Annotated in this window: 22 protein-coding genes and 1 pseudogene; 3 read left to right on the top strand and 20 right to left on the bottom strand. The window is 60.9% G+C overall.

The features are described 5' to 3' along the window. Nucleotides 1-105: 105 nt before the first annotated feature. Nucleotides 106-423 (top strand): hypothetical protein, encoded by a 318-nt coding sequence (locus AAIA72_RS01970; protein ID WP_369601778.1) that lies wholly within the window; start codon nt 106-108, stop codon nt 421-423. 144 nt (nt 424-567) lie between these two features. Here AAIA72_RS01970 and ccmI read toward each other — a convergent pair whose 3' ends face one another. Genes ccmI through ccmA form a run of 9 tightly spaced genes read right to left on the bottom strand, consistent with a single transcriptional unit; the run spans nt 568 to nt 7559 of the window. Continuing rightward, the gene (ccmI, locus tag AAIA72_RS01965; RefSeq protein ID WP_369601777.1) at nt 568-1815 is read right to left on the bottom strand and encodes a c-type cytochrome biogenesis protein CcmI; all 1248 of its coding nucleotides are present in this window, start codon (nt 1813-1815) and stop codon (nt 568-570) included. Beyond that, entirely contained in the window at nt 1812-2291 is a 480-nt protein-coding gene (locus AAIA72_RS01960) for a cytochrome c-type biogenesis protein CcmH (RefSeq protein ID WP_369601776.1), read from the bottom strand. Before AAIA72_RS01960 ends, ccmI begins: the two co-directional genes overlap by 4 nt. Further along, the gene (locus AAIA72_RS01955; RefSeq protein WP_369601775.1) at nt 2288-2833 is read right to left on the bottom strand and encodes a DsbE family thiol:disulfide interchange protein; all 546 of its coding nucleotides are present in this window, start codon (nt 2831-2833) and stop codon (nt 2288-2290) included. Before AAIA72_RS01955 ends, AAIA72_RS01960 begins: the two co-directional genes overlap by 4 nt. 10 nt (nt 2834-2843) lie before the next feature. Beyond that, entirely contained in the window at nt 2844-4838 is a 1995-nt protein-coding gene (locus AAIA72_RS01950) for a heme lyase CcmF/NrfE family subunit (protein ID WP_369601774.1), read from the bottom strand. Next, nucleotides 4835-5287, bottom strand: a complete 453-nt coding sequence (ccmE, locus tag AAIA72_RS01945) for a cytochrome c maturation protein CcmE (RefSeq protein ID WP_369601773.1) — start codon at nt 5285-5287, stop codon at nt 4835-4837. Before ccmE ends, AAIA72_RS01950 begins: the two co-directional genes overlap by 4 nt. Next, complete coding sequence (ccmD, locus tag AAIA72_RS01940; RefSeq protein ID WP_369601772.1) at nt 5284-5472, bottom strand: heme exporter protein CcmD; 189 nt, start codon at nt 5470-5472, stop codon at nt 5284-5286. Before ccmD ends, ccmE begins: the two co-directional genes overlap by 4 nt. After that, nucleotides 5462-6226, bottom strand: coding sequence for a heme ABC transporter permease (locus tag AAIA72_RS01935; RefSeq protein WP_369601771.1), 765 nt, complete (start codon nt 6224-6226; stop codon nt 5462-5464). The genes ccmD and AAIA72_RS01935 overlap by 11 nt, the downstream gene beginning before the upstream one ends. A gap of 20 nt (nt 6227-6246) precedes the next feature. Next, nucleotides 6247-6930, bottom strand: a complete 684-nt coding sequence (gene ccmB / locus AAIA72_RS01930; RefSeq protein WP_369601770.1) for a heme exporter protein CcmB — start codon at nt 6928-6930, stop codon at nt 6247-6249. Continuing rightward, complete coding sequence (gene ccmA / locus AAIA72_RS01925) at nt 6927-7559, bottom strand: cytochrome c biogenesis heme-transporting ATPase CcmA (RefSeq protein ID WP_369601769.1); 633 nt, start codon at nt 7557-7559, stop codon at nt 6927-6929. Before ccmA ends, ccmB begins: the two co-directional genes overlap by 4 nt. Before the next feature lie 149 nt (nt 7560-7708). Between ccmA and AAIA72_RS01920 the strand changes: the two genes are divergently transcribed. Together AAIA72_RS01920 and AAIA72_RS01915 are read left to right on the top strand one after the other, a co-directional pair. Beyond that, nucleotides 7709-9034: a hypothetical protein gene (locus AAIA72_RS01920; protein ID WP_369601768.1), complete on the top strand. Its 1326-nt coding sequence runs from the start codon at nt 7709-7711 to the stop codon at nt 9032-9034. 2 nt (nt 9035-9036) lie between these two features. Next, nucleotides 9037-9327 (top strand): EscU/YscU/HrcU family type III secretion system export apparatus switch protein, encoded by a 291-nt coding sequence (locus AAIA72_RS01915; protein WP_369601767.1) that lies wholly within the window; start codon nt 9037-9039, stop codon nt 9325-9327. On the opposite strand, the gene AAIA72_RS01910 is transcribed toward AAIA72_RS01915, so the two are convergent. From AAIA72_RS01910 to cheY, 11 genes and pseudogenes are all read right to left on the bottom strand, one after another. Beyond that, entirely contained in the window at nt 9312-9695 is a 384-nt protein-coding gene (locus AAIA72_RS01910; RefSeq protein WP_369601766.1) for a DUF2802 domain-containing protein, read from the bottom strand. The genes AAIA72_RS01915 and AAIA72_RS01910 overlap by 16 nt on opposite strands. Before the next feature lie 11 nt (nt 9696-9706). Beyond that, nucleotides 9707-10189 carry a chemotaxis protein CheW gene (locus tag AAIA72_RS01905; protein WP_369601765.1) on the bottom strand — a complete coding sequence of 161 codons (483 nt, stop codon included), beginning with the start codon at nt 10187-10189 and terminating at the stop codon, nt 9707-9709. 67 nt (nt 10190-10256) lie between these two features. Continuing rightward, nucleotides 10257-11294 (bottom strand): chemotaxis protein CheW, encoded by a 1038-nt coding sequence (locus AAIA72_RS01900; protein WP_369601764.1) that lies wholly within the window; start codon nt 11292-11294, stop codon nt 10257-10259. A 9-nt stretch (nt 11295-11303) separates the two neighbouring features. Continuing rightward, on the bottom strand, nt 11304-12086 hold the full coding sequence (locus tag AAIA72_RS01895) for a ParA family protein (RefSeq protein WP_369601763.1): 783 nt from the start codon (nt 12084-12086) through the stop codon (nt 11304-11306). A gap of 132 nt (nt 12087-12218) precedes the next feature. Next, nucleotides 12219-12989, bottom strand: a complete 771-nt coding sequence (motD, locus tag AAIA72_RS01890; RefSeq protein ID WP_369601762.1) for a flagellar motor protein MotD — start codon at nt 12987-12989, stop codon at nt 12219-12221. A gap of 1 nt (nt 12990) precedes the next feature. Beyond that, nucleotides 12991-13728, bottom strand: a complete 738-nt coding sequence (locus AAIA72_RS01885) for a flagellar motor protein (protein WP_369601761.1) — start codon at nt 13726-13728, stop codon at nt 12991-12993. Nucleotides 13729-13737: 9 nt separating this feature from the next. After that, nucleotides 13738-14901, bottom strand: a complete 1164-nt coding sequence (locus AAIA72_RS01880; RefSeq protein WP_369601760.1) for a chemotaxis response regulator protein-glutamate methylesterase — start codon at nt 14899-14901, stop codon at nt 13738-13740. Nucleotides 14902-14918: 17 nt separating this feature from the next. Then, nucleotides 14919-16151, bottom strand: a pseudogene (locus tag AAIA72_RS01875) (chemotaxis protein CheA); the annotation flags it as partial. Continuing rightward, nucleotides 16106-17458, bottom strand: coding sequence for an Hpt domain-containing protein (locus AAIA72_RS01870; RefSeq protein WP_369601759.1), 1353 nt, complete (start codon nt 17456-17458; stop codon nt 16106-16108). The gene AAIA72_RS01870 and the pseudogene AAIA72_RS01875, both read right to left, overlap by 46 nt. Before the next feature lie 11 nt (nt 17459-17469). Further along, nucleotides 17470-18258, bottom strand: a complete 789-nt coding sequence (locus AAIA72_RS01865) for a protein phosphatase CheZ (RefSeq protein WP_369601758.1) — start codon at nt 18256-18258, stop codon at nt 17470-17472. A gap of 14 nt (nt 18259-18272) precedes the next feature. Next, nucleotides 18273-18656, bottom strand: coding sequence for a chemotaxis response regulator CheY (gene cheY, locus AAIA72_RS01860; RefSeq protein WP_369601757.1), 384 nt, complete (start codon nt 18654-18656; stop codon nt 18273-18275). Between the last annotated feature and the right edge of the window lie 55 nt (nt 18657-18711).

The following is an 18711-nucleotide window of genomic DNA, read 5'->3' as shown; positions in this document are numbered from 1 at the left end:
ACAAAAATCGTGTTTCGCCGCACTGCCCTGTCAACCTTCCCCCCTTCCGGACGTTGAAGTGACCAGACACACCACCGAACACGGACTGAATACAGGAGACTCACCATGAAAATGAAAGCTATGGCCACCGTACTGCTCGGCACCCTGATCGTTGCTTCCACCACTGCCATGGCCGGCACACCGCTTCTCGATGCACGCGAGCACAACCAGAAAAACCGGATTGTTCAGGGTGTGAAAAGCGGCGAGCTGACTGCCCGCGAGACGGCAAAACTGCTCCGGGGACAGCATCAACTGCACCGCATGGAGCGGCGCGCAAAGGCCGATGGTGTGGTCACTGCACGTGAGCGCGCGCGGCTGCAGCACAAGGCCGACATTGAGTCCGCGCGGATCTACAAAAACAAACATGACGACCAGTCACTCTGAGCCCGCGTTTCAGGCCGGAACCGGCATGTGCAACCCGCCGGTCCGGCAATCACGGTGCCCGTTGACCCACGCCTGGCCAGCCCGATAGCCCGGGTCCTTGCGAGCCCATGCCACTGACCCGGCTCGCTTCGCCTTGCATATGACTTAACGGACGACCTTGTCCACCGACAGGATAATGGGATCCTTGGCTTCCGCGACCTTGACCGGTCCGACCACCACCTCCAGGTCACCCGGTTGTGACTGGGGTGTGCCGGACTTCGACACCTTGGCCACAATCTCCACCTCCGGCACGGACGACAGTCTGGCCATGGGGCCCATGGCCATGGAATCGTCCAGGGTAACGTCCAGTGGCAGATCGTTCACTGTCTTGCGTACGACCGCCAGCGGCATGCGCCCGCCGACCGGACGAGCCAGAACAAAGACCGTTTCGCTGCCCGTCAGGCCGGCCCGGATGTCCGCAGGCACGTCAACAATGACATGCAGCCGGGCACCTGACGCCGCCTTGACCTTCTCCAGCTCTGCTTCGCTGAGCTGGCCGGCCTGGACCGCCATCTTCTGGGCCTGAGCAATGGACTCACCGATCAGGCGCTTCTGCTCCGGGTCCTGCTCCTGTGCCTGAACACGCTTCCAGTAATCGATGGCCTTGAGGTATTCACCGGACTGCATGGCCATACCACCGAGCAACCCGAGGGTATAGACCTCTTCCGGGTCGCGGGCCAGTGCCTCGTTGGCCGCCGCCATGACCGTGTCACGATCTGCGCCGGAAAGGAACAGCGCCTGTGCACGCAGGCCCAGCGCCGGTGCGGACTCTTCACCCGCCTTGTCCATGGCTGCCGCAAGTCGCTGCCACGCCACTGCTGCCTTGTCATACTGCTTGAGCTGCATGTAGGAACGGGCCAGCAGAATCCAGCCATCGACATTGTCCGGATTGTCCGCCAGGCGGCTCTCCAGTGTGGCGAGCATCTTCTCCATGTCACCGCCCTGCCCCGCCATCTGATGACGGGTTTCCTTCAACCACTCGGCCTGTTTCAGTTCTTCATGCGCGCCCAACTTCCAGTACACTGACAGGGACAACCCGATGGTCGCCACCACAATCAGCGCAATCAGCGGACCACGCCGGCTCTCCGACTGGACTGTACCGTCCATGTCCGTGGTATCCACGTCATTGAGCAGCATTTTCTTGGCTTCCTGGCAGAGGCGCTCATATTCGTCATCCGCCAGTGCACCCTGAGCATGTTCCTCGGCCAGTTCCTTGAGACGGTCCTCATACAGGGCCAGATTCAGACGTGCACGGTCCACCCGGACGCGCCGGCCATCGCGCCATACCGGAATCAGCAGGAGTGCCAGAACGGTCAGGGTCAGGGCTGCGATGCCGAGCCATAGTGTCATCATGAAGGCGTACTCCGTTTGTCTGTATCTTCTAGCAGCGCCTTGAGGCGTTCTGCTTCTTCTTCTGTAAGGCTGACGTCCTGCGCATCGGACTGGCGGGCCTTGCGGCGCACGGCCCAGCCTACCCCTCCCAGCGCCAGAATGAGCACCACCAGCGGCCCGAACCAGATCAGACTGGTGGTGCCGTTCAGCGGCGGCCGGTAGAGCACGAACTGCCCGTACCTGTCGAGCATGAACTGGATGATTTCCTCATCCGTCTTGCCCTCGTTGATCATCCGGTACACCTCCCTGCGCAGATCCTTGGCAATCGGCGCATTGGAATCGCGGATATTGTTGTTCTGGCATTTCGGACACCGGAGTTCATAGGTCAGACGTTCATAACGCTCCAGATCTGCGTCCGATTTGAACTCGTAGGCATCAATGGCCGCCTGAGCCGTCAGAACCCAGAGCAGACAGACCGCTGTCAGAGGGCCTCTCATGATCCGTTCTCCTGACTGTACTGGCGCACCTTGGGCAGCAGAATGGTCTGCCAGACCTTGTCATCCACCGCGCCCACATGACGGTAACGCACGATACCCTGCGCATCGATCAGATAGGTTTCCGGCGCGCCATAGACCCCCAGATCCAGTCCAAAGCGACCTTCCTCGTCAAACAGATGAAGATCATAAGGATCCCCCAGATCACGGAGCCATTTGAGCGCAGCCCCCCGATCGTCCTTGTAATCCAGCCCCACCAGACGCACCAGGCCGGTCTCCCGGATGCGCAGGAGGTACGGATGCTCGACCCGGCAGGTGGGACACCAGGTGGCCCACACATTCAGCAGCGTCACTTTGCCCTTGAGTTCCTGTTCCGTGTGCATGACGGCCGGATCAATCAGATCCGGCAGCCTGAATGCCGGAACCGGTTTGTCCTTCCGGGCCAGTTCCAACTGAGTCAGATCCTGATCCATACCCCAGTTGAACAGGATGAAGAGCCCGACAAACAGTATCAGGGGAATGAAAAGCAGTACTCTCCGGTTCATCGTATTTTCCTCATGCGTCAACTGCCGGTGACGGCACCGCCGGCGCTTCCGGCTTGCCCGCAGCCGCACTGCGGGCTTTCACACGGATACGGTAGCGCCGGTCAGAAATGGCCAGAACGCCTCCTGCCGCCATGAGCAGACCGCCCAACCACAGAAAACGCACCAGCGGCTTGTATTGCAGCCGTGCGGCCCAAGCCGTGCCTTCCAGGGGTTCCCCCATGGCCACATAGATATCCCGGAACAGACCTGCATCGATATCCGCCTCGGTCATGACCTGACCGGAGGCCAGATAACGGCGTTTTTCCGGATTCAGACGACTGATGAGCTTGTCTCCGTCATAGACCTCAAAATGCCCCATGTCCGAGAGGTAGTTGGGGCCCTCCACCTTTTCAAGGCCCTTGAACACAAAGCTCAGGCCGGCCAACTCAACCTTCACCCCCTTGTCCACACGGACATCCTTCTCCTCCGTGTAGTTGGATACGATGGCCACACCCAGAATGGTCATCGCCAATCCGAGGTGCGCAAGCACCATGCCCTTGTAGGAGCGGGAAAGGCGACGGATGCCACGGATCAGTCCGGCCTTGCCGGAGGCCTTTTCCCAGGCATCCCAAAGCTGTGCGGTGATGAGCCAGGAGGCGATGAACACACCCAACCCCGCCGTCCAGTGCCATTCGCCATAGGCCATGGGCAGGAAAACCCCGGCAGGCACCGCGACACCGGCCAGCAGCGGAATGCGGCGACTCAGTTGGCCCGGACGCGTATCCTTCCAGTGGCTGAACAGGCCCACCCCCATGAACAGCACCAGTACCGGCACGATCAGCGCGAACATGGTGTTGAAGTAAGGCGGCCCCACGGAGACCTGTTGTCCCATGGCCTCGGCAATCAGCGGGAACAGGGTGCCGCCGAGAACCGTCAGTGTCGCGACGAGCAACAGGATATTATTGACGAGCATGAAGACTTCGCGGGAGCGTTCGGTAAAGCGGATCTGACTTCTGACCACCGGGGCGCGCAGCGCGTAAAGCAGCAGCGAACCGCCAATGGTGATGGCCAGCAGCATGAGCACGAAGCGTCCCCGCTCCGGATCCGATGCAAAGGCGTGAACGGAAGTCAGGACACCGGAACGCACCAAGAAGGTGCCCAGCAGGCTGAGCGAGAATGCGAAGATGGCCAGCAGCACGGTCCAGCTCTTGAACACACCCCGCTTTTCGGTTGCGGCCAGTGAGTGAACCAGTGCGGTGCCCGCCAGCCAGGGCATGAAGGAGGCGTTTTCCACCGGATCCCAGAACCACCAGCCACCCCAGCCGAGTTCGTAGTAGGCCCACCAGCTCCCCAGTGCAATGCCCAAGGTCAGGAAGACCCAGGCGACGGTGGTCCAGGGGCGCGACCAGCGTGCCCAGGCCGCGTCCAGTTTGCCGCCCATCAGGGCCGCCAGGGCAAACGCAAAGGAAACGGAGAAGCCCACATAACCCATGTACAGCATGGGCGGGTGCATGATCAGGCCGATATCCTGCAGCAGCGGATTGAGGTCGGCCCCATCCTGGGGCGCGTTGGGCAGGTAACGGTTGAACGGGTTGGAGGTCAGCAGGATGAAGCTCTGAAACCCGACACCCACCATGCCCATGACGCTGAGTACCCGGGCCACCATTTCATCCGGAAGCGCCCGGCTGAACCGTGCCACGGCAGCTGTCCATCCGCCGAGAATCAGTATCCAGAGCAGCAGCGAGCCTTCATGCCCGCCCCAGACTGCACTGAATTTGTAATACCAGGGCATGAGACTGTTGGAGTTTTTGGCCACATACTGAACGGTGAAGTCATCGGTCAGGAATGCCCAGGTCAGTGCCGCAAAGGCGGTGGCCAGTGCCAACAACTGGGTATAGGCCAGCGGGCGACCAAAGCGCATCCAGAGCCCGTCTTTCATGAGCGCGCCGGTCATGGGTATGACTGCCAGCAACACGGCCAGCGCGAGCGCGAGAACGAGGCTGTAATGTCCGAGTTCGGGGATCATTGGTTCACCTGCTGCGACGTAGTGGATTTGGCGTCTTCCAGTGCCTTGGACACTTCGGGAGGCATGTATTTTTCATCGTGCTTGGCCAGGACTTCCTGCGCTTCGATCACACCGTCATCACGCAAACGTCCCATGGCCACAATACCCTGCCCCTCACGGAAGAGATCCGGCAGGATGCCTTCATAGCGGATGGTCACCGTGTGCTTGTAATCGGTGACATCGAACTGCACCTTGAGGGAATCCGGCGCACGTTTCACGCTGCCCTCCACGACCATGCCACCGACACGGATCAGGGTATCCTCCGGCGCTTCGCCGGCCGCGATCTGGCTGGGCGAATAGAACAGATTGATGTTCTGGCTGAGGGCATACAGCGCCAGCCCGATGGCAATGCCAACGCCTCCCAGGATGAAGAGTATGATCAGCATGCGCTGTTTGCGTTTCGGATTCATGAGCGACCCTCTTGTGCGTTTTCCCGACGAATACGTTGCGAAATTTCACGGACAACCTGCCTGCGGCGCAGACCCGGCAATTTCCAGTTGATGATCAGAACCACCAGCCCGACGCCGTAGGACAGCCAGACATACAGGCCGTGGCCGCCCATGGCGAAAAACTGGGAGAGGGATTCAAAGGCCATGTGCTGCCTCCTTCTGAACCAGATCGCGTACCCATCGTGTCCGCTGTTCACGGATGAGCACCTCGTTGCGCATGCGCTGAAACAGGACGTAACCAAACCAGGCATAGAACCCGATCACCATGATGAGCAGGGGCACCCACATCTCGGGCGGCATGGCAGGTTTCTCCGTGAGCTTGAAGGTGGCGGGCTGGTGAAGCGTGTTCCACCATTCCACCGAAAACTTGATGATGGGTATATTGATCGTTCCCACCACGGCCATGACGGATGCGGCCCGGCCACCGGTCTCCATGTCCGAAAAGGCACCGTGCAGGGCCATGACGGCAAAGTACAGGAACAGCAGGATAAGCATGGAGGTCAGTCTGGCATCCCATACCCACCAGGTTCCCCAGGTGGGCTTGCCCCAGACTGCACCGGTAAACAGGGCCAGAAAGCAGAGCCAGGCGCCCACCGGTGCCGCCGCCTTCAGCGCAATATCCGCCAGCTTGATCCGCCAGACCAGGTTGATGAAACCGGCCACGGCCATCATCATGAAGACGGACTGGGCCAGAATGGCTGCCGGCACATGCAGATAAATGATGCGAAAACTGTTGCCCTGCTGATAGTCCGCCGGTGCAAAGGCCAGTCCCCAGATGGTGCCGGTTACCAGGCACAGGGCAGCGAGACCCTTGAGCCAGGGCATCCATCGGGCGGACATGTCAAAAAACCACCTGGGCGAGGCCCACTTGTGAAACCAGGCTTTGAAACGTTGCCACATCGTCTGTCTTTACCTTCTGTTCAGTTTGACACGCTGATCCGGAGTGCCGCCGATGCGGCAATGGGCGCCAGCCCGACAGCCAGTGCCAGAAAGGCCAGCATCAGGGCCATGTGTCCGCTCCAGGGCTGACCATTGATTGCCATCTGCACGGTACCCGTGCCAAAGATCAGCACCGGAATATACAGGGGCAGAACCAGCAGGGATACCAATACGCCACCCACCCTCAGACCGACGGTCAGGGCCGCACCGATGGCGCCCACCAGGCTGAGTACCGGTGTCCCCACCAGCAGGGACAGCATCAGGACACCGATGGCATCCCCGGGCAGATACATCATGATGCTCAGCACCGGCGAGAGCAGCAGGAGCGGCAGCCCCGTCACCAGCCAGTGCGCCAGTGTCTTGGCGAGGACAATCATGAACAGCGGCTGGGGGGCAATGACCATCTGTTCCAGTGCACCATCTTCATAGTCTGCCCTGAACAGGCCGTCCAGAGACAGCAGCGTGGCCAGCAACGCCGCCACCCAGATCACTCCGGCTGCCGCCTGGGAGAGGAAGGCCTTGTCCGGCGTTACGCCCAGCGGAAACAGGCTGACCACAATCACGAAAAAAATCAGCGGATTGGCCAGATCCTGACGACGCCGGAAGCTCAGCAGCAGATCCCGGCGCAACTGAGCGGCAAAGGCCGCAGACACCGATGCATTCATGCCTGCGCCCTCCCCAGGGTCACCTTGCGAAGCTCACCGTCAATGCGGGGGGCATGATGGGTGGTCATCAGTACAGCCATGCCTTCCCGGCCACGCTGAATCATCAGGTCTTCCAGTTCGGCGACCCCCTTCTTGTCGATGGCCGTGAAGGGCTCATCCAGAATCCACAGCGGGGCCCGGGAGACAAACAGGCGCGCCAGGGCGATCCGGCGCTGCTGACCGGCGGAGAGGCTGTGCGCGGGCGTATGCTCGAAACCTGCCAGTCCCACCCGTGCCAGCGCTTCCATGAGGGCGTCGTCGCTGACGGGATGCCTCAGGGCCGCCCAGCTGCGCAGGTTCTCCCAGGGGGTGAGACTGTCCTTGACGCCGGTCTTGTGGCCCAGGTACAGCAGGGACTCGTAGAACATGGGACGAACCCGCTCCATCGGCTCCCCCTGCCAGTAAATCTCACCTTCGTGGACAGGCAGCATGCCGGCCAGCATGCGCAGCAGCGTGGTCTTGCCGGAGCCGTTGGGGCCTTCCACCTGGACCACATCGCCACTCCTCACGGTAAAGCTGAGTTGCCGGAACAGCACCCGAAAGTCCCGCTCACAGCCCAGATTTCTGACTTCCAGCATCACTTCTGACACACGCAACCTGCCTGACCCGTTCGTTACCGTGGCGGGGATTATCCGTACACCGCCGCGTTTGGCAATATGCTATCACCTCATTTGTCGATGTTCTTGACATACCTCATTAAGTTTCATTAACTACCCCTATATGAACAGATTGTAAGGCTATGCCCACGATACAGGTTTCGGCCCAGGCCATACGCCAGCTGCTGCCAGGGACGCCGGCACCCCTCCCCGCGGCAGAAACGATTGCCGAAGCCAGGCAAGCCGCCCTGCAGACGGTGGCGGAAGTGCGCGCCGGTGTCTTTCTGGTCCGCGATATCCAGCCTGTCAGGACGCCCGGCGTCGCCGCCGCGGATTCCCCTCCCGCCCTGATGCTGACCCTGCAGGGCGAACAACATGCGCTCACCATCACGCTGCCCGGCACCGATGCCCGGACTGCTGCCTGGCTTCGCAGCGGCGCACTGATCCGCCTGCTGCAGGGTGATGCCGGAGGCTGGCGTCTGGAGCCGGCACCCCCTGATGTACCGCGCCAGACACTCGACTCACTCAAGGCGGCTGTATTGACCAGCGCACTGAAGCGCTGGCTGCCCGTGCAGCAACCGCTCGGCAGTTTGCTCTCCCGGGCCGGCACCCTGGCCGACCCGGCCCGGGGCAGCTTGCCGGGCCAGTCACCGCTCATTCGGGGTGCGTGGCAACAGCTGATGGGTTCCTTGCCCTCGCTGACCAGTCTGACCCGCCCGGACAGCCTGCCGGCAGCCATGCAGTACGCCGGTCTGTGGACCGAAGCCAGCATCGGTAAGGGGGATGTTCTGCCTGACACATTCAAGCTGCGGCTGATGGATACACTGGTCACCCTGGCGCGCACGCTGAACCTCTCCCCGGAGACGTTCGCCAACCTGTTCCGGGCCGGCCCCGCCCCCGATCTGCCCGATGAAGTGCTGGCGCTTCTGCTGCCCCGGTCTGCCGGAACGAAACCGGGCCATGCCGAGGCGCAGCAGGCAAAACCGGACGTGGGCCAGTGGCTGCAGATACTGGCGCGCATGCTGACCCGGGTTCATGTCAATCAGCTCAACAGTCTGCCGGGACCGCCACCGGACTCTGACGCGCCTCCGCCTCCCCCCGTCTGGATCATCGAACTCCCCTATCAGGTGGATGGCCGGGCTGAGACCCTGTCGATGCGCGTGCAGAGGAAGCCGGTCGACAAGGGACCGAAAGGCCGGCCCGCACTGCAATGGCAGGTCAATCTGGCGTTCCCCTGGGGACAGGAGCAGGCCCTGCACGCCTGCGTGCTTTATTGCGATGGTCGGGTTTCCGCCCGCTTCTGGGTACCTGACCGGTCCACACTGGACAAGCTGCAGGCACAGCAACCCATGCTGGAAGCCGGGCTCAGGCGCTGGGGACTGGCCGTGGGCGAGATCTCGGCACAGGAAGGCCAGCCTCCCCGTGAAGAGACCGGCATACGACGTCAATATATTGACACGCGAGTCTGACGATGACGGACAAGACTGACCGGGCCCTGGCGCTCTACTACAACGGCAAGACCGCCCCGAAGCTCACCGGCAAGGGAGAAGATGACCTGGCCAGACAGATCGTCGAGATCGCACGGAAACATGGTGTGCCGATCTACGAGGATGCCGAGCTGGTCAGAAGTCTGATGCACCTGGAACTCGGCGATGACATTCCGGCCGGCCTTTACCGGGCCATCGCGGAGGTCATCGCCTTTGCCTGGGTACTGAAAGGACGCAGCCCCGACGGCTGGGAGCCGCCTCAGTCGGAGAGGTGATCGGTTCGCTGCAGGACCGAGATCAGTTCGGCCTCGGCACGGGACAGTCCGCAGGTTTCCACCAGCTCGTCAATGCTGGCCCCCATCTGCAGCAGGCGTACCGCTTCGTTGTAGGAGACGCGCTGCGCGTCCTCCGCCTCCAGCTCACGGTGCTTGCGCTGCAAGGCGGCAAACCGCTTTTCCATCATCAGCAGTCTCCTGCCCATGGCCTGGGTGGCTTCCCGCTCGACCCCGAGGTCACGCTCCAGCTGCTCCATTTTCACGGAAACGAGCGTGAGCCTGCGCCAGAGATGCAATGCCATACCCAGCGCCGGGACGGCGACGAGGCTCAGTATACCCAGCGCGGGAACAAGCCAATCCGGTTGCATGGTTGTACCTCCTAGAGGGAATCCACTTCAGCCCACTCTTCATCCGAGAGCATTTTCTCGAACTCGACCAGGATGATCAGCTCGCCATTCTTGTTGCAGACACCCTGAATGAACTTGGCGCTCTCATCATTGCCCACATTGGGCGCAGTTTCAATCTCGGACTGGCGCAGGTAGACCACTTCCGCCACCGAGTCCACCAGGATGCCGACGACATGCGATCCCAGCTCCAGCACCACGATCCGGGTATGGTCGGTGACCTCGGCTTCGTCCAGACCAAAGCGCTTGCGGGTGTCGATCACCGTCACCACGTTGCCACGCAGGTTGATGATGCCCAGAACGTAGTCCGGTGCGCCCGGAACCGGGGCAATCTCGGTGTAGCGCAGCACCTCCTGAATCTGCATCACATTGATGCCGTAGGTCTCGTGATCCAGCTTGAAGGTCACATACTGCAGAATGGGATCGTCTGCGCGCCCGCCGGATGTGTTGGATGCCATTGTGCGTCTCCCGTCAAATTTCCGATGTTTGATACTTACTATAGATCAAGGCGAAAACTGTGCCACTTCATTTTTTCCGGGCGCCGTCAGGCCGTTGTCCCGACTCTTCGGAACGAAGCAGCCCGGCCAGGGCTTCCACGTCCAGCAGGGCACACATATGGCGGACGACAGTCCCGGCCAGCCAGGGGCGTTTGGCCCGGTTGACGCGCCATTTGACCTCATCCCGGTTCAGGCTGATGGAACGGTGAATCACATGACAGGCCAGCCCCCACTCCGTTCCGTGAAGGGTGACCACAAAGCGGACACTTTCACGCATGGCCGGGTCGTATTTCTCGGGCATGACCCAGAGGGCCGTATCCACAACCTTGATATTCACCTCACCATTGGGCAGGATGCCCATGAACCAGTCCGGCATGCCGAACAGGTGCGTGAGCGCCCGATCCAACGGATGAATGTTGCCCAGGGTGACCAGGGGTACGGCGAGTTTGAGTCCGGCCACTTCGAAGAGCAGCACGTCAAAGCGCTCACCTGCCCAGGCGGGATAGGTAGAACCGGGCGCTGCACCCTCGCCGGCTTCCCGCTGCCGGGGGGCCTGAACACGCTGATCAGGTTCCGGTTTATCCGGTTCCGCGCGGCCGGTCTCAGGCGGTTCGGCCGCGGGTGAGCCAGTCTCCGGGCAGGACGGTGTCTTCTGATCTGCCCGGGTCCTGCCCCGGGGGGATTCCTGCAGCGGTGCAGGGGCTGCCGGTGCGGCTGCCGAGGCAGGCGCTTCGTCGGGCACGGCCACACTGAGCCGCACGTCAAGTTTCGGACGCAGGCGGGGTTTTTCCGCCAGAGCAACCCGTGCGGGCTGCGGGGGCCGTGACGCCGCACGGGTGGCCGCGGCAGACGGCGAAGAAACCTCCCGGGCTGTTGGCGATCGGCCGGACGCAGATCCGTCACTTTTCCGAGTCCGTATGCCGGATTCCGGTTCCGGGCCCGTGGGGGCGCCCATGTCGGATGCGCCATCCCGGACCGCCTCCCTGTCATCGGCGAGGGGCGTCAACAGATCGGAGAGGTAATCCAGGATGGCTTCATCCACCTTCTTTCGGCCGGTACTGCTCATGCCGCGCCCCTACCCGTCCAGACCCAGTTGCTGCTCCAGATCCCTGAGCAAGTGGCGATAGGCCCGGACCCCGTGGGTCTGGTCATCCAGCGCCTGCGGGAAGATCCCCCGGCGCGAGGCATCCCGGAACTTGGTATCCACCGGTACCGCAAAACGCCACACGTGCTCACCGTGCTGCCGGCGCAGGGCGGCAAGACTCTGGATGGAGGCCTGGGTGCGCCGGTCAAACATGGTGGGGATGATGGTAAACCCCAGCGTCTTGCGCTGGCTTTTCATGACCATGCCCAGCGTGTGCAGCATGCGTTCGAGCCCCTTGAGGGCCAGAAATTCCGTCTGGACGGGAATCAGCAAATGCTGGCTGGCAGCCAGGGCATTGATCAGCAGCACGCCGAGCACGGGGGTGTTGTCCAGCAGGGCATAATCAAAATCATCCCAGAGATGCGCCAGCGCCCTGGAGACAATCAGGCCCATGCCTTCCACGCCAATCATGCGCCGCTCGAGCGTGGCCTGGGCCGTCGAGGCCGGCATCAGCTGGACGTTCGGATGTCCGGTTTCCACGAGAAGCTGGGCGGGCAGATCGGCGGGGACTTTCCCCTTGTGCATGAACAGGTCGTAGACACTGTTGGGCATGGCGTCCGGATCATATCTGAAGTAGGAGGTCATGGAGCCCTGCGGATCCAGATCCACAAGCAGCACCCGTTTGCCCTTGCGGGCCAGTTCTCCGGCCAGCGCAACGGCAGTGGTGGTCTTCCCCACGCCCCCTTTCTGATTGGCAATCGCCCAGATTCGCATGATCAGTCCGGCACCCTTTTTCCGCCATCTGTCTCGTCAGGCCGTCAGGCGGGCAATGCCCTGCCGTCCGGCACCCGTCAACACGGGCAAAACCCGTTGCAGACAGAGATCAAGCACATAGTATGCCGTCTTTCAGTGGCGTAACGCCAGCCGTGACGAATTGGCCTTGGACACCAGCAGAACCACACGCCGGTTTCGCTGGCGGCCTTCAGGCGTGTCATTACGGGCGACGGGATGCTGTTCACCGTAACCCACGGCAGCCAGTCTCTGAGGGTCAATGCCATCGAGAACAAGAAGCCGGACAACCGCGGCCGCCCGTGCCGCCGAAAGCTCCCAGTTGGAGGGGTAGAAACGGCTGCGGATGGGCTGGTTGTCCGTGAAGCCTTCGACCAGAATGGCGTTGGGGTACGGCTTGAGGATGGCTGCCACCCGATCAATCAACGGGAAGGCTTCGTCCCTGGGAATGGCGTCTCCGCTGCCGAACAGCACCTTGTTCTGAAGCGTGATTTCCAGCCAGTCATCCGACTCGTTGAGGGAGATCAGGCCATCACTGATAAGCGCTTCCATCTGCGCGTAAAACTGGTCGGCCATGGCTTTCAGGCGACGGCGTGCATCCTGGGCATCCCCACCTGTATCCGGCGTGGGAAAGGGTTCCACCACCGGCACTTCGGATTGTTCTGGTGCGGCACTGGTCTGCCCCACCTGAACCGGTTTCATGCTCTTCTGGGTGGCCTGAAAGACGCCTTCCAGTGTCTCGGAAAGGACCTTGTACTTGCCTTCGTTGACGGAAGACACGGAGTACATGACCACAAAGAAGGCGAAGAGCAGCGTGATGAAATCGGCGTATGAGACCAGCCAGCGTTCGTGGTTCTCTGGCTCTTCCTGCATCCGGCGTCTGCGCATGTCAACCTTCCATGAAGCTCTTGAGCTTCAGTTCGATGGCTTTGGGGTTCTCCCCTTCGGAGATACCGATAATGCCTTCAATGAGCATTTCGCGGTACTGTGCCATGGCATGCACCTGGGCCTTGATCTTGTTGGCCACGGGAAAGAGGAAGAGGTTGGCAAACCCGACACCATAAACGGTGGCCACAAAGGCCGTGGCGATACCGGGCCCCAGCATGGCTGGGTCTTCCAGATGTCGCATGACGGTGATCAGCCCCAGGACGGCGCCGAGAATGCCCATGGTGGGCGCATAGCCGCCCATGCCTTCAAAGACCTTGCAGGCGGCCAGATCCCGCTGTTCCCGGCTCTGTACATCCAGTTCCAGTATGGAGCGGATGACTTCGGATTCGGCGCCGTCGATCAGCAGGTACAGACCTTTCTGGGCGAAGGGATCCAGCTCGTTGTCCGCAATGGCTTCCAGCCCCAGCAGGCCTTCCTTCCGGGCGATCTGGCTCCAGTTGACGATTTTCTCGATCCCGTCTGCCAGACTGACATACGGCGGCACGAACACCCAGATAAAATTGCGCCACGCCCGGAGGAAGGTGGGGAGCGGGGTTTGCAGCAGAATGGCACCGAAGGTACCGCCGAGAACAATGAGTGCCGCCGGCAGATTGACCAACGCCCCCAGTTGTCCGCCTTCGACCAGATTGCCGCCCAAGACGGCCATCAGACCAATCAGAATGCCGATAAGGCTGAGCATGTCCATCGATCAGGCAACCGTTTCCACAAGCCGTTGGGCGATCTGATCCAGGGGCAGGATTTCGTCTGTCAGGCCCGCCTTGGCCACCGCCATGGGCATACCGTAAATCACGCTGGTTTCTTCGTCCTGAGCCCAGATGGGGCACCCTGTCTGTTTCATCAGGCGACAGCCATCCTTGCCGTCAGCGCCCATACCGGTGAGAATGATGCCCAGCGCCTTGCCCGGATAGGCCCGGGCGATTGAGCCGAAGGTAACGTCCACGCAGGGTTTGTAATGGAGGCGATCGCCCCCGTCCCTGATGACGATCTTGCCGTGCGACCCTGAGCGTTCGATCATCATCTGCAAACCACCCGGCGCGAGATAGGCCACGCCAGCCCTGAGCTGTTCGCCATGTTCCGCCTGCTTGACCTGAATCTTGCACAAGCGGTTCAGCCTTTCCGCAAACGCCGGCGTGAAGGATGCCGGCATGTGCTGAACCAGGACAATGGGTGCCGGGAAGTTGGCCGGCAAGGGGGTCAGGACATTCTGGAGGGCAACCGGCCCACCTGTGGAAGTACCGATGGCGACCAGGGCAAAGGACTGCCTTGCTGTCTTCTTGCCCGTGGACGACGCTGCCGGCGTCTTTCGGACAGCCACGCGCTCGGGAGAATCCTTGGCTCCCTGCGGCCGGGTGGTCCGTTGGGTCGCTGTAGTGGGACGTGCCCCTGTCGCCTGTCTGGCTTGCCGGTCGGTGGTTGCGGGCGCAGCCGGACCGGACGGGGACCGGAGGCGGTAACGCGCCCGCGCCACCGCACGGATCTTGTCGGCGAGTGTTTTCTGAATGCCCTGATTATCCCGGGCGATGTCTTCAAACTGTTTGGGCAGGTAGTCGATGGCACCCGCTTCCAGCGCGTCCAGCGTGACCCGGGCACCTTCATGGGTCAGGGAGGAAAACATCAGGACCGGTGTGGGCTGCTCCTGCATGATGGCACGGACCGCAGAAATACCGTCCATCAATGGCATTTCGTAATCCATGGTAATCACGTCAGGCTTCAGCGCCCTGGCCTGCTCTATGGCCTCCCGGCCATTGCTGGCCGTGCCCACGACGGTAATGCCCGGCACGCCGTTGAGGATTTCAACAATCCGACGCCGGAAGAAACCGGAGTCGTCTACGACCAGTACCTTGATGGACACCTGTCCTCCTGTTTCTGTCAGGCCGTCATGGCCTCATCATCTTCATCATAGATGCGCGGCCGCAACCCGTTTCTGCCGAAAATCTTGCTGGACTTGGCGTAATGGGCGATCAGGCTCGGAATGTCGAGGATCAGGGCGATCCGGCCATCACCGGTGATGGTGGCGCCGGCCATGCCGGGCGTACCGTGCAGCATCTTGCCCAGCGGCTTGATCACCACTTCCTCCTGCCCGACCAGCTGATCCACCACAAAACCGACCCGCTTGGTGCCCACGGCCACGATCACCACATGGGCACTGCGTGGCGGACGCTGGTTTTTCGCGCCCTTCACCAGCCAGCGCTTGATGTGGAACAGCGGAAACACATGCTCACGGACAACAATACATTCCTGACCGTCGACAATATTGGTCTTGGTGAGATCCAGATGGAAAATTTCCACCACATTGACCAGCGGAAAGGCAAAGGCCTGATTTTCCAGCATGACCATGAGTGTAGGCATGATCGCAAGCGTCAGCGGGACCTTGATGCTGATACGGGTGCCCTTGCCCAGTTCCGAGTCGATGTTCAGGGAGCCATTGAGCTGGGTGATCTTGGTCTTGACCACATCCATGCCCACACCACGACCTGATACATCCGAAATTTCGGTCTTGGTGGAAAAGCCCGGTGCGAAGATCAGGTTGAAGGCTTCCGTGTCAGACAGCCTTTCGGCCGCATCCTCATCATAAAGCCCCTTCTCGACCGCCTTGCGCCTCAGTACGTTGGGATCCATGCCTGCCCCATCATCTTCGATGGACAGCAAGATGTGATCCCCCTCCTGCTCCGCCGACAGGACCACACGCCCGACTCGGGGCTTGCCCTTGGCCTCACGGACATCAGGTGCCTCGATGCCATGATCCACCGCGTTCCGAACCAGGTGAACCAATGGATCAGACAAGGCTTCGACCAGGTTTTTGTCCAGGTCCGTGTCTTCACCGCGCAACACCAGATTGACTTCCTTTTTCAGGTTGCGGGCAAGATCCCTGACAACCCGGGGGAAGCGGCCAAAGACTTTCTTGATAGGCTGCATGCGCGTCTGCATGACCGCGGACTGCAGGTCACTGGTCACCACATCAAGGTTGGACACGGCCTTCTGCATGGCCTCGTCGCCCAGCTCTTCACCCAGGCGCATGAGCCGGTTACGGACCAGTACCAGCTCACCGACCATGTTCATGATGTCGTCCAGACGCTTGGTGTCGACACGCACGGTCGTTTCCGTGGCGATGCCCGCGTCCTTCGCGCCGGCCGCGCCTTTTGCAGGGGGCTTGGAAGCCGGAGGTTTACCAGCCCCCCTGATCCCGATGCAGCCGCCGGCGGGGTGACTTTGTCCTTGGGTGTACGAGCCGCTGCCCCACCCGCCGCAGTGCTTGTAGCAGCCGGTTTCTGTGCAGCCGGCTTTACCGCCGCCTTCCCGGTACCACCCTGAGTTGCTGGCTGACTGTCCGGCTTCCCGGTTGCAGGGGGTGCGCTGCTCTCCTTTGCGTTCGCAACAGATTCCGATCCTGGCGCAGTGCTGGCCTGAGAACTGACCGGACCACCGGTAGCGGCACCCTCCGCGGGCGCCACTTTGTCAGGAACGAATTTTCCCGGCCCATGAAGCTGATCCAGCAGGGCTTCAAACTCATCATCATCAATCAGGTCATCCGAGCCCTCTGCACCACCTGACGATGTCGCTGCAGGCGCTTCAGGCGCAGGCGTCGCTTGTGAGGCCATGGAATTACCGGTATCACCGGCCACCTTGTCTGCAACGAATTTGCCCGGGCCGTGCAACTGGTCCAACAGCGCTTCAAATTCATCATCGGTGATTTCGTCGCTCTCAGCCCCTGTTGCGCCCCCGTCAGATTGGGGGGGCACCGGCGGCTCTGTGGGAGCCCCCTTGAATGTACCGGGGCCATGCAGCTGATCCAGCAGGGCCTCAAATTCGTCATCAGTAATTTCATCACTGTCAGACGCTTGGGCATTGGACGGGCTGTCCGCCGCGGGTGCCTCATCAAGTGCCTCCACGAACAGCTCAATATCCCCGTCACTCAGGCCCACTTCCTGATTTCCGGTGTCATCTGTCCGGGGTGTGACCTCGGCAGGGGCTTCATCGGATACCGCTGCCTCCTCCGCCTCGGCGCTTTCATCATCCGCTTCCGGCACCCCCAGGCGCTCCAGTGCGGCGATCAGTTCAGGGTCGGCCGGAGAAGGCTCCTCCCGCATCTTGACCTGGTCGAACATTTCATTGACGGTGTCCAGTGCCTGCAGCACGACATCCATCAGTTCCGGCGTGACGCGGCGCTGGCGGTTGCGGAGAATATCGAAGACGTTTTCGGCCTTGTGACAGCAGTCCACAAGGTTATCCAGCTGCAGAAACCCTGCACCACCCTTGACCGTGTGAAATCCACGAAAGATGGCATTCAGAAGTTCCGCATCATCCGGATTCTGCTCCAGTTCCACCAGCTGTTCCTGAAGCTGCTCCAGTATTTCTCCGGCTTCCACCAGAAAATCCTGGAGAATTTCTTCATCCGCATCAAACGCCATAGTTTACCCCTTCAAAAACCCAGACTGGAGAGCAGATCGTCCACATCGTCCTGGCCGCTGACCACATCGTCCATTTCGGCGGCCTTGATCTGAGGCCCGTGGCCTTCGGAATCGTCCTTTTCCTTCTCTTCGAACTCATGACGGATGCCGGTGATCTTGTCCACCTTGCCAGCCATTGCCACCAGCTTGACCAGATTGTCCTCCACCTGACGAACCAGATCCGTCACTTTCTGAATCACCTGGCCGGTCAGGTCCTGGAAGTCCTGTGCCATGAGGATGTCTGAAAGATAACCATAGACCTGGTCACTCTTGCCTTCCAGGTCGGCGAGAAACCGGTCGATTCGCTTGTAGAGTTCGCGGAATTCGTCCGGTGTCATTTCCTTGCGCCGCAGGCGCTCCCACTCCTGCCGCAGATCGTGGGCCTCGTTCTTGAGCTCCGAGGCAATGGGCATGGCCGCTTCCACCAGATCCAGCGTCTTGTTGGCGGCCTTGTTGGTCATGTCCACCACGTAGGCCAGGCGGTCGGAGGCATCGGCAATCTTCGACATCTCTTCCCGCTGCGCCTTGGTTCCCGCGTCAATGTGAAAGTTGCGGATGGAGTCGTGCAGCGTACGGGTCAGCCGGCCGACCTCACGATACAGCGTCTTGTCGCGCGTCTCGTTCAGCGCACCGATAACCTGAACCGCTGCCGCAAAATCCCCCTTCTGGATATGCGACAGCAATTCCTCGGCCTGCTGACTCATCTGCATCTCGAACTCGGAGGTATCAGTGGCCGGAACACCCTGCTTTTCATCAGTCATGCTGCTGGCCCCTTTCAGCCCAAACGTTCAAAGATTTTTTCGATCTTTTCCTTGAGCACGGCAGCCGTGAACGGCTTGACCACATAGCCGTTGACCCCGGCCTGCGCTGCAGCCACGATCTGGTCGCGCTTGGCCTCCGCCGTCACCATCAGGACCGGCAGCGTCTTGAGATTGGGATCTGCTCTCACGGCCCTGAGCAGGTCGATGCCGGTCATGCCGGGCATGTTCCAGTCGGTGATCAGAAAATCGAACTTGCCGGTCTTGAGCATGGGCAGGGCCGTGTTGCCGTCATCGGCCTCTTCCACATTTGTGAATCCAAGATCCCGCAACAGGTTCTTGATAATCCGCCTCATTGTTGAAAAGTCATCAACAACGAGAATTTTCATATTCTTGTCCAATGTAACCTCCGGTGGTGACGTTGGATTGAGTTTCCGTCTAGTTACCAAGTCTAGA

The sequence above is a fragment of the Thermohahella caldifontis genome, from assembly GCF_041153465.1.
GTDB lineage: Bacteria > Pseudomonadota > Gammaproteobacteria > Pseudomonadales > Oleiphilaceae > Thermohahella > Thermohahella caldifontis.
This window is presented reverse-complemented; position numbering and strand designations above follow the sequence as displayed.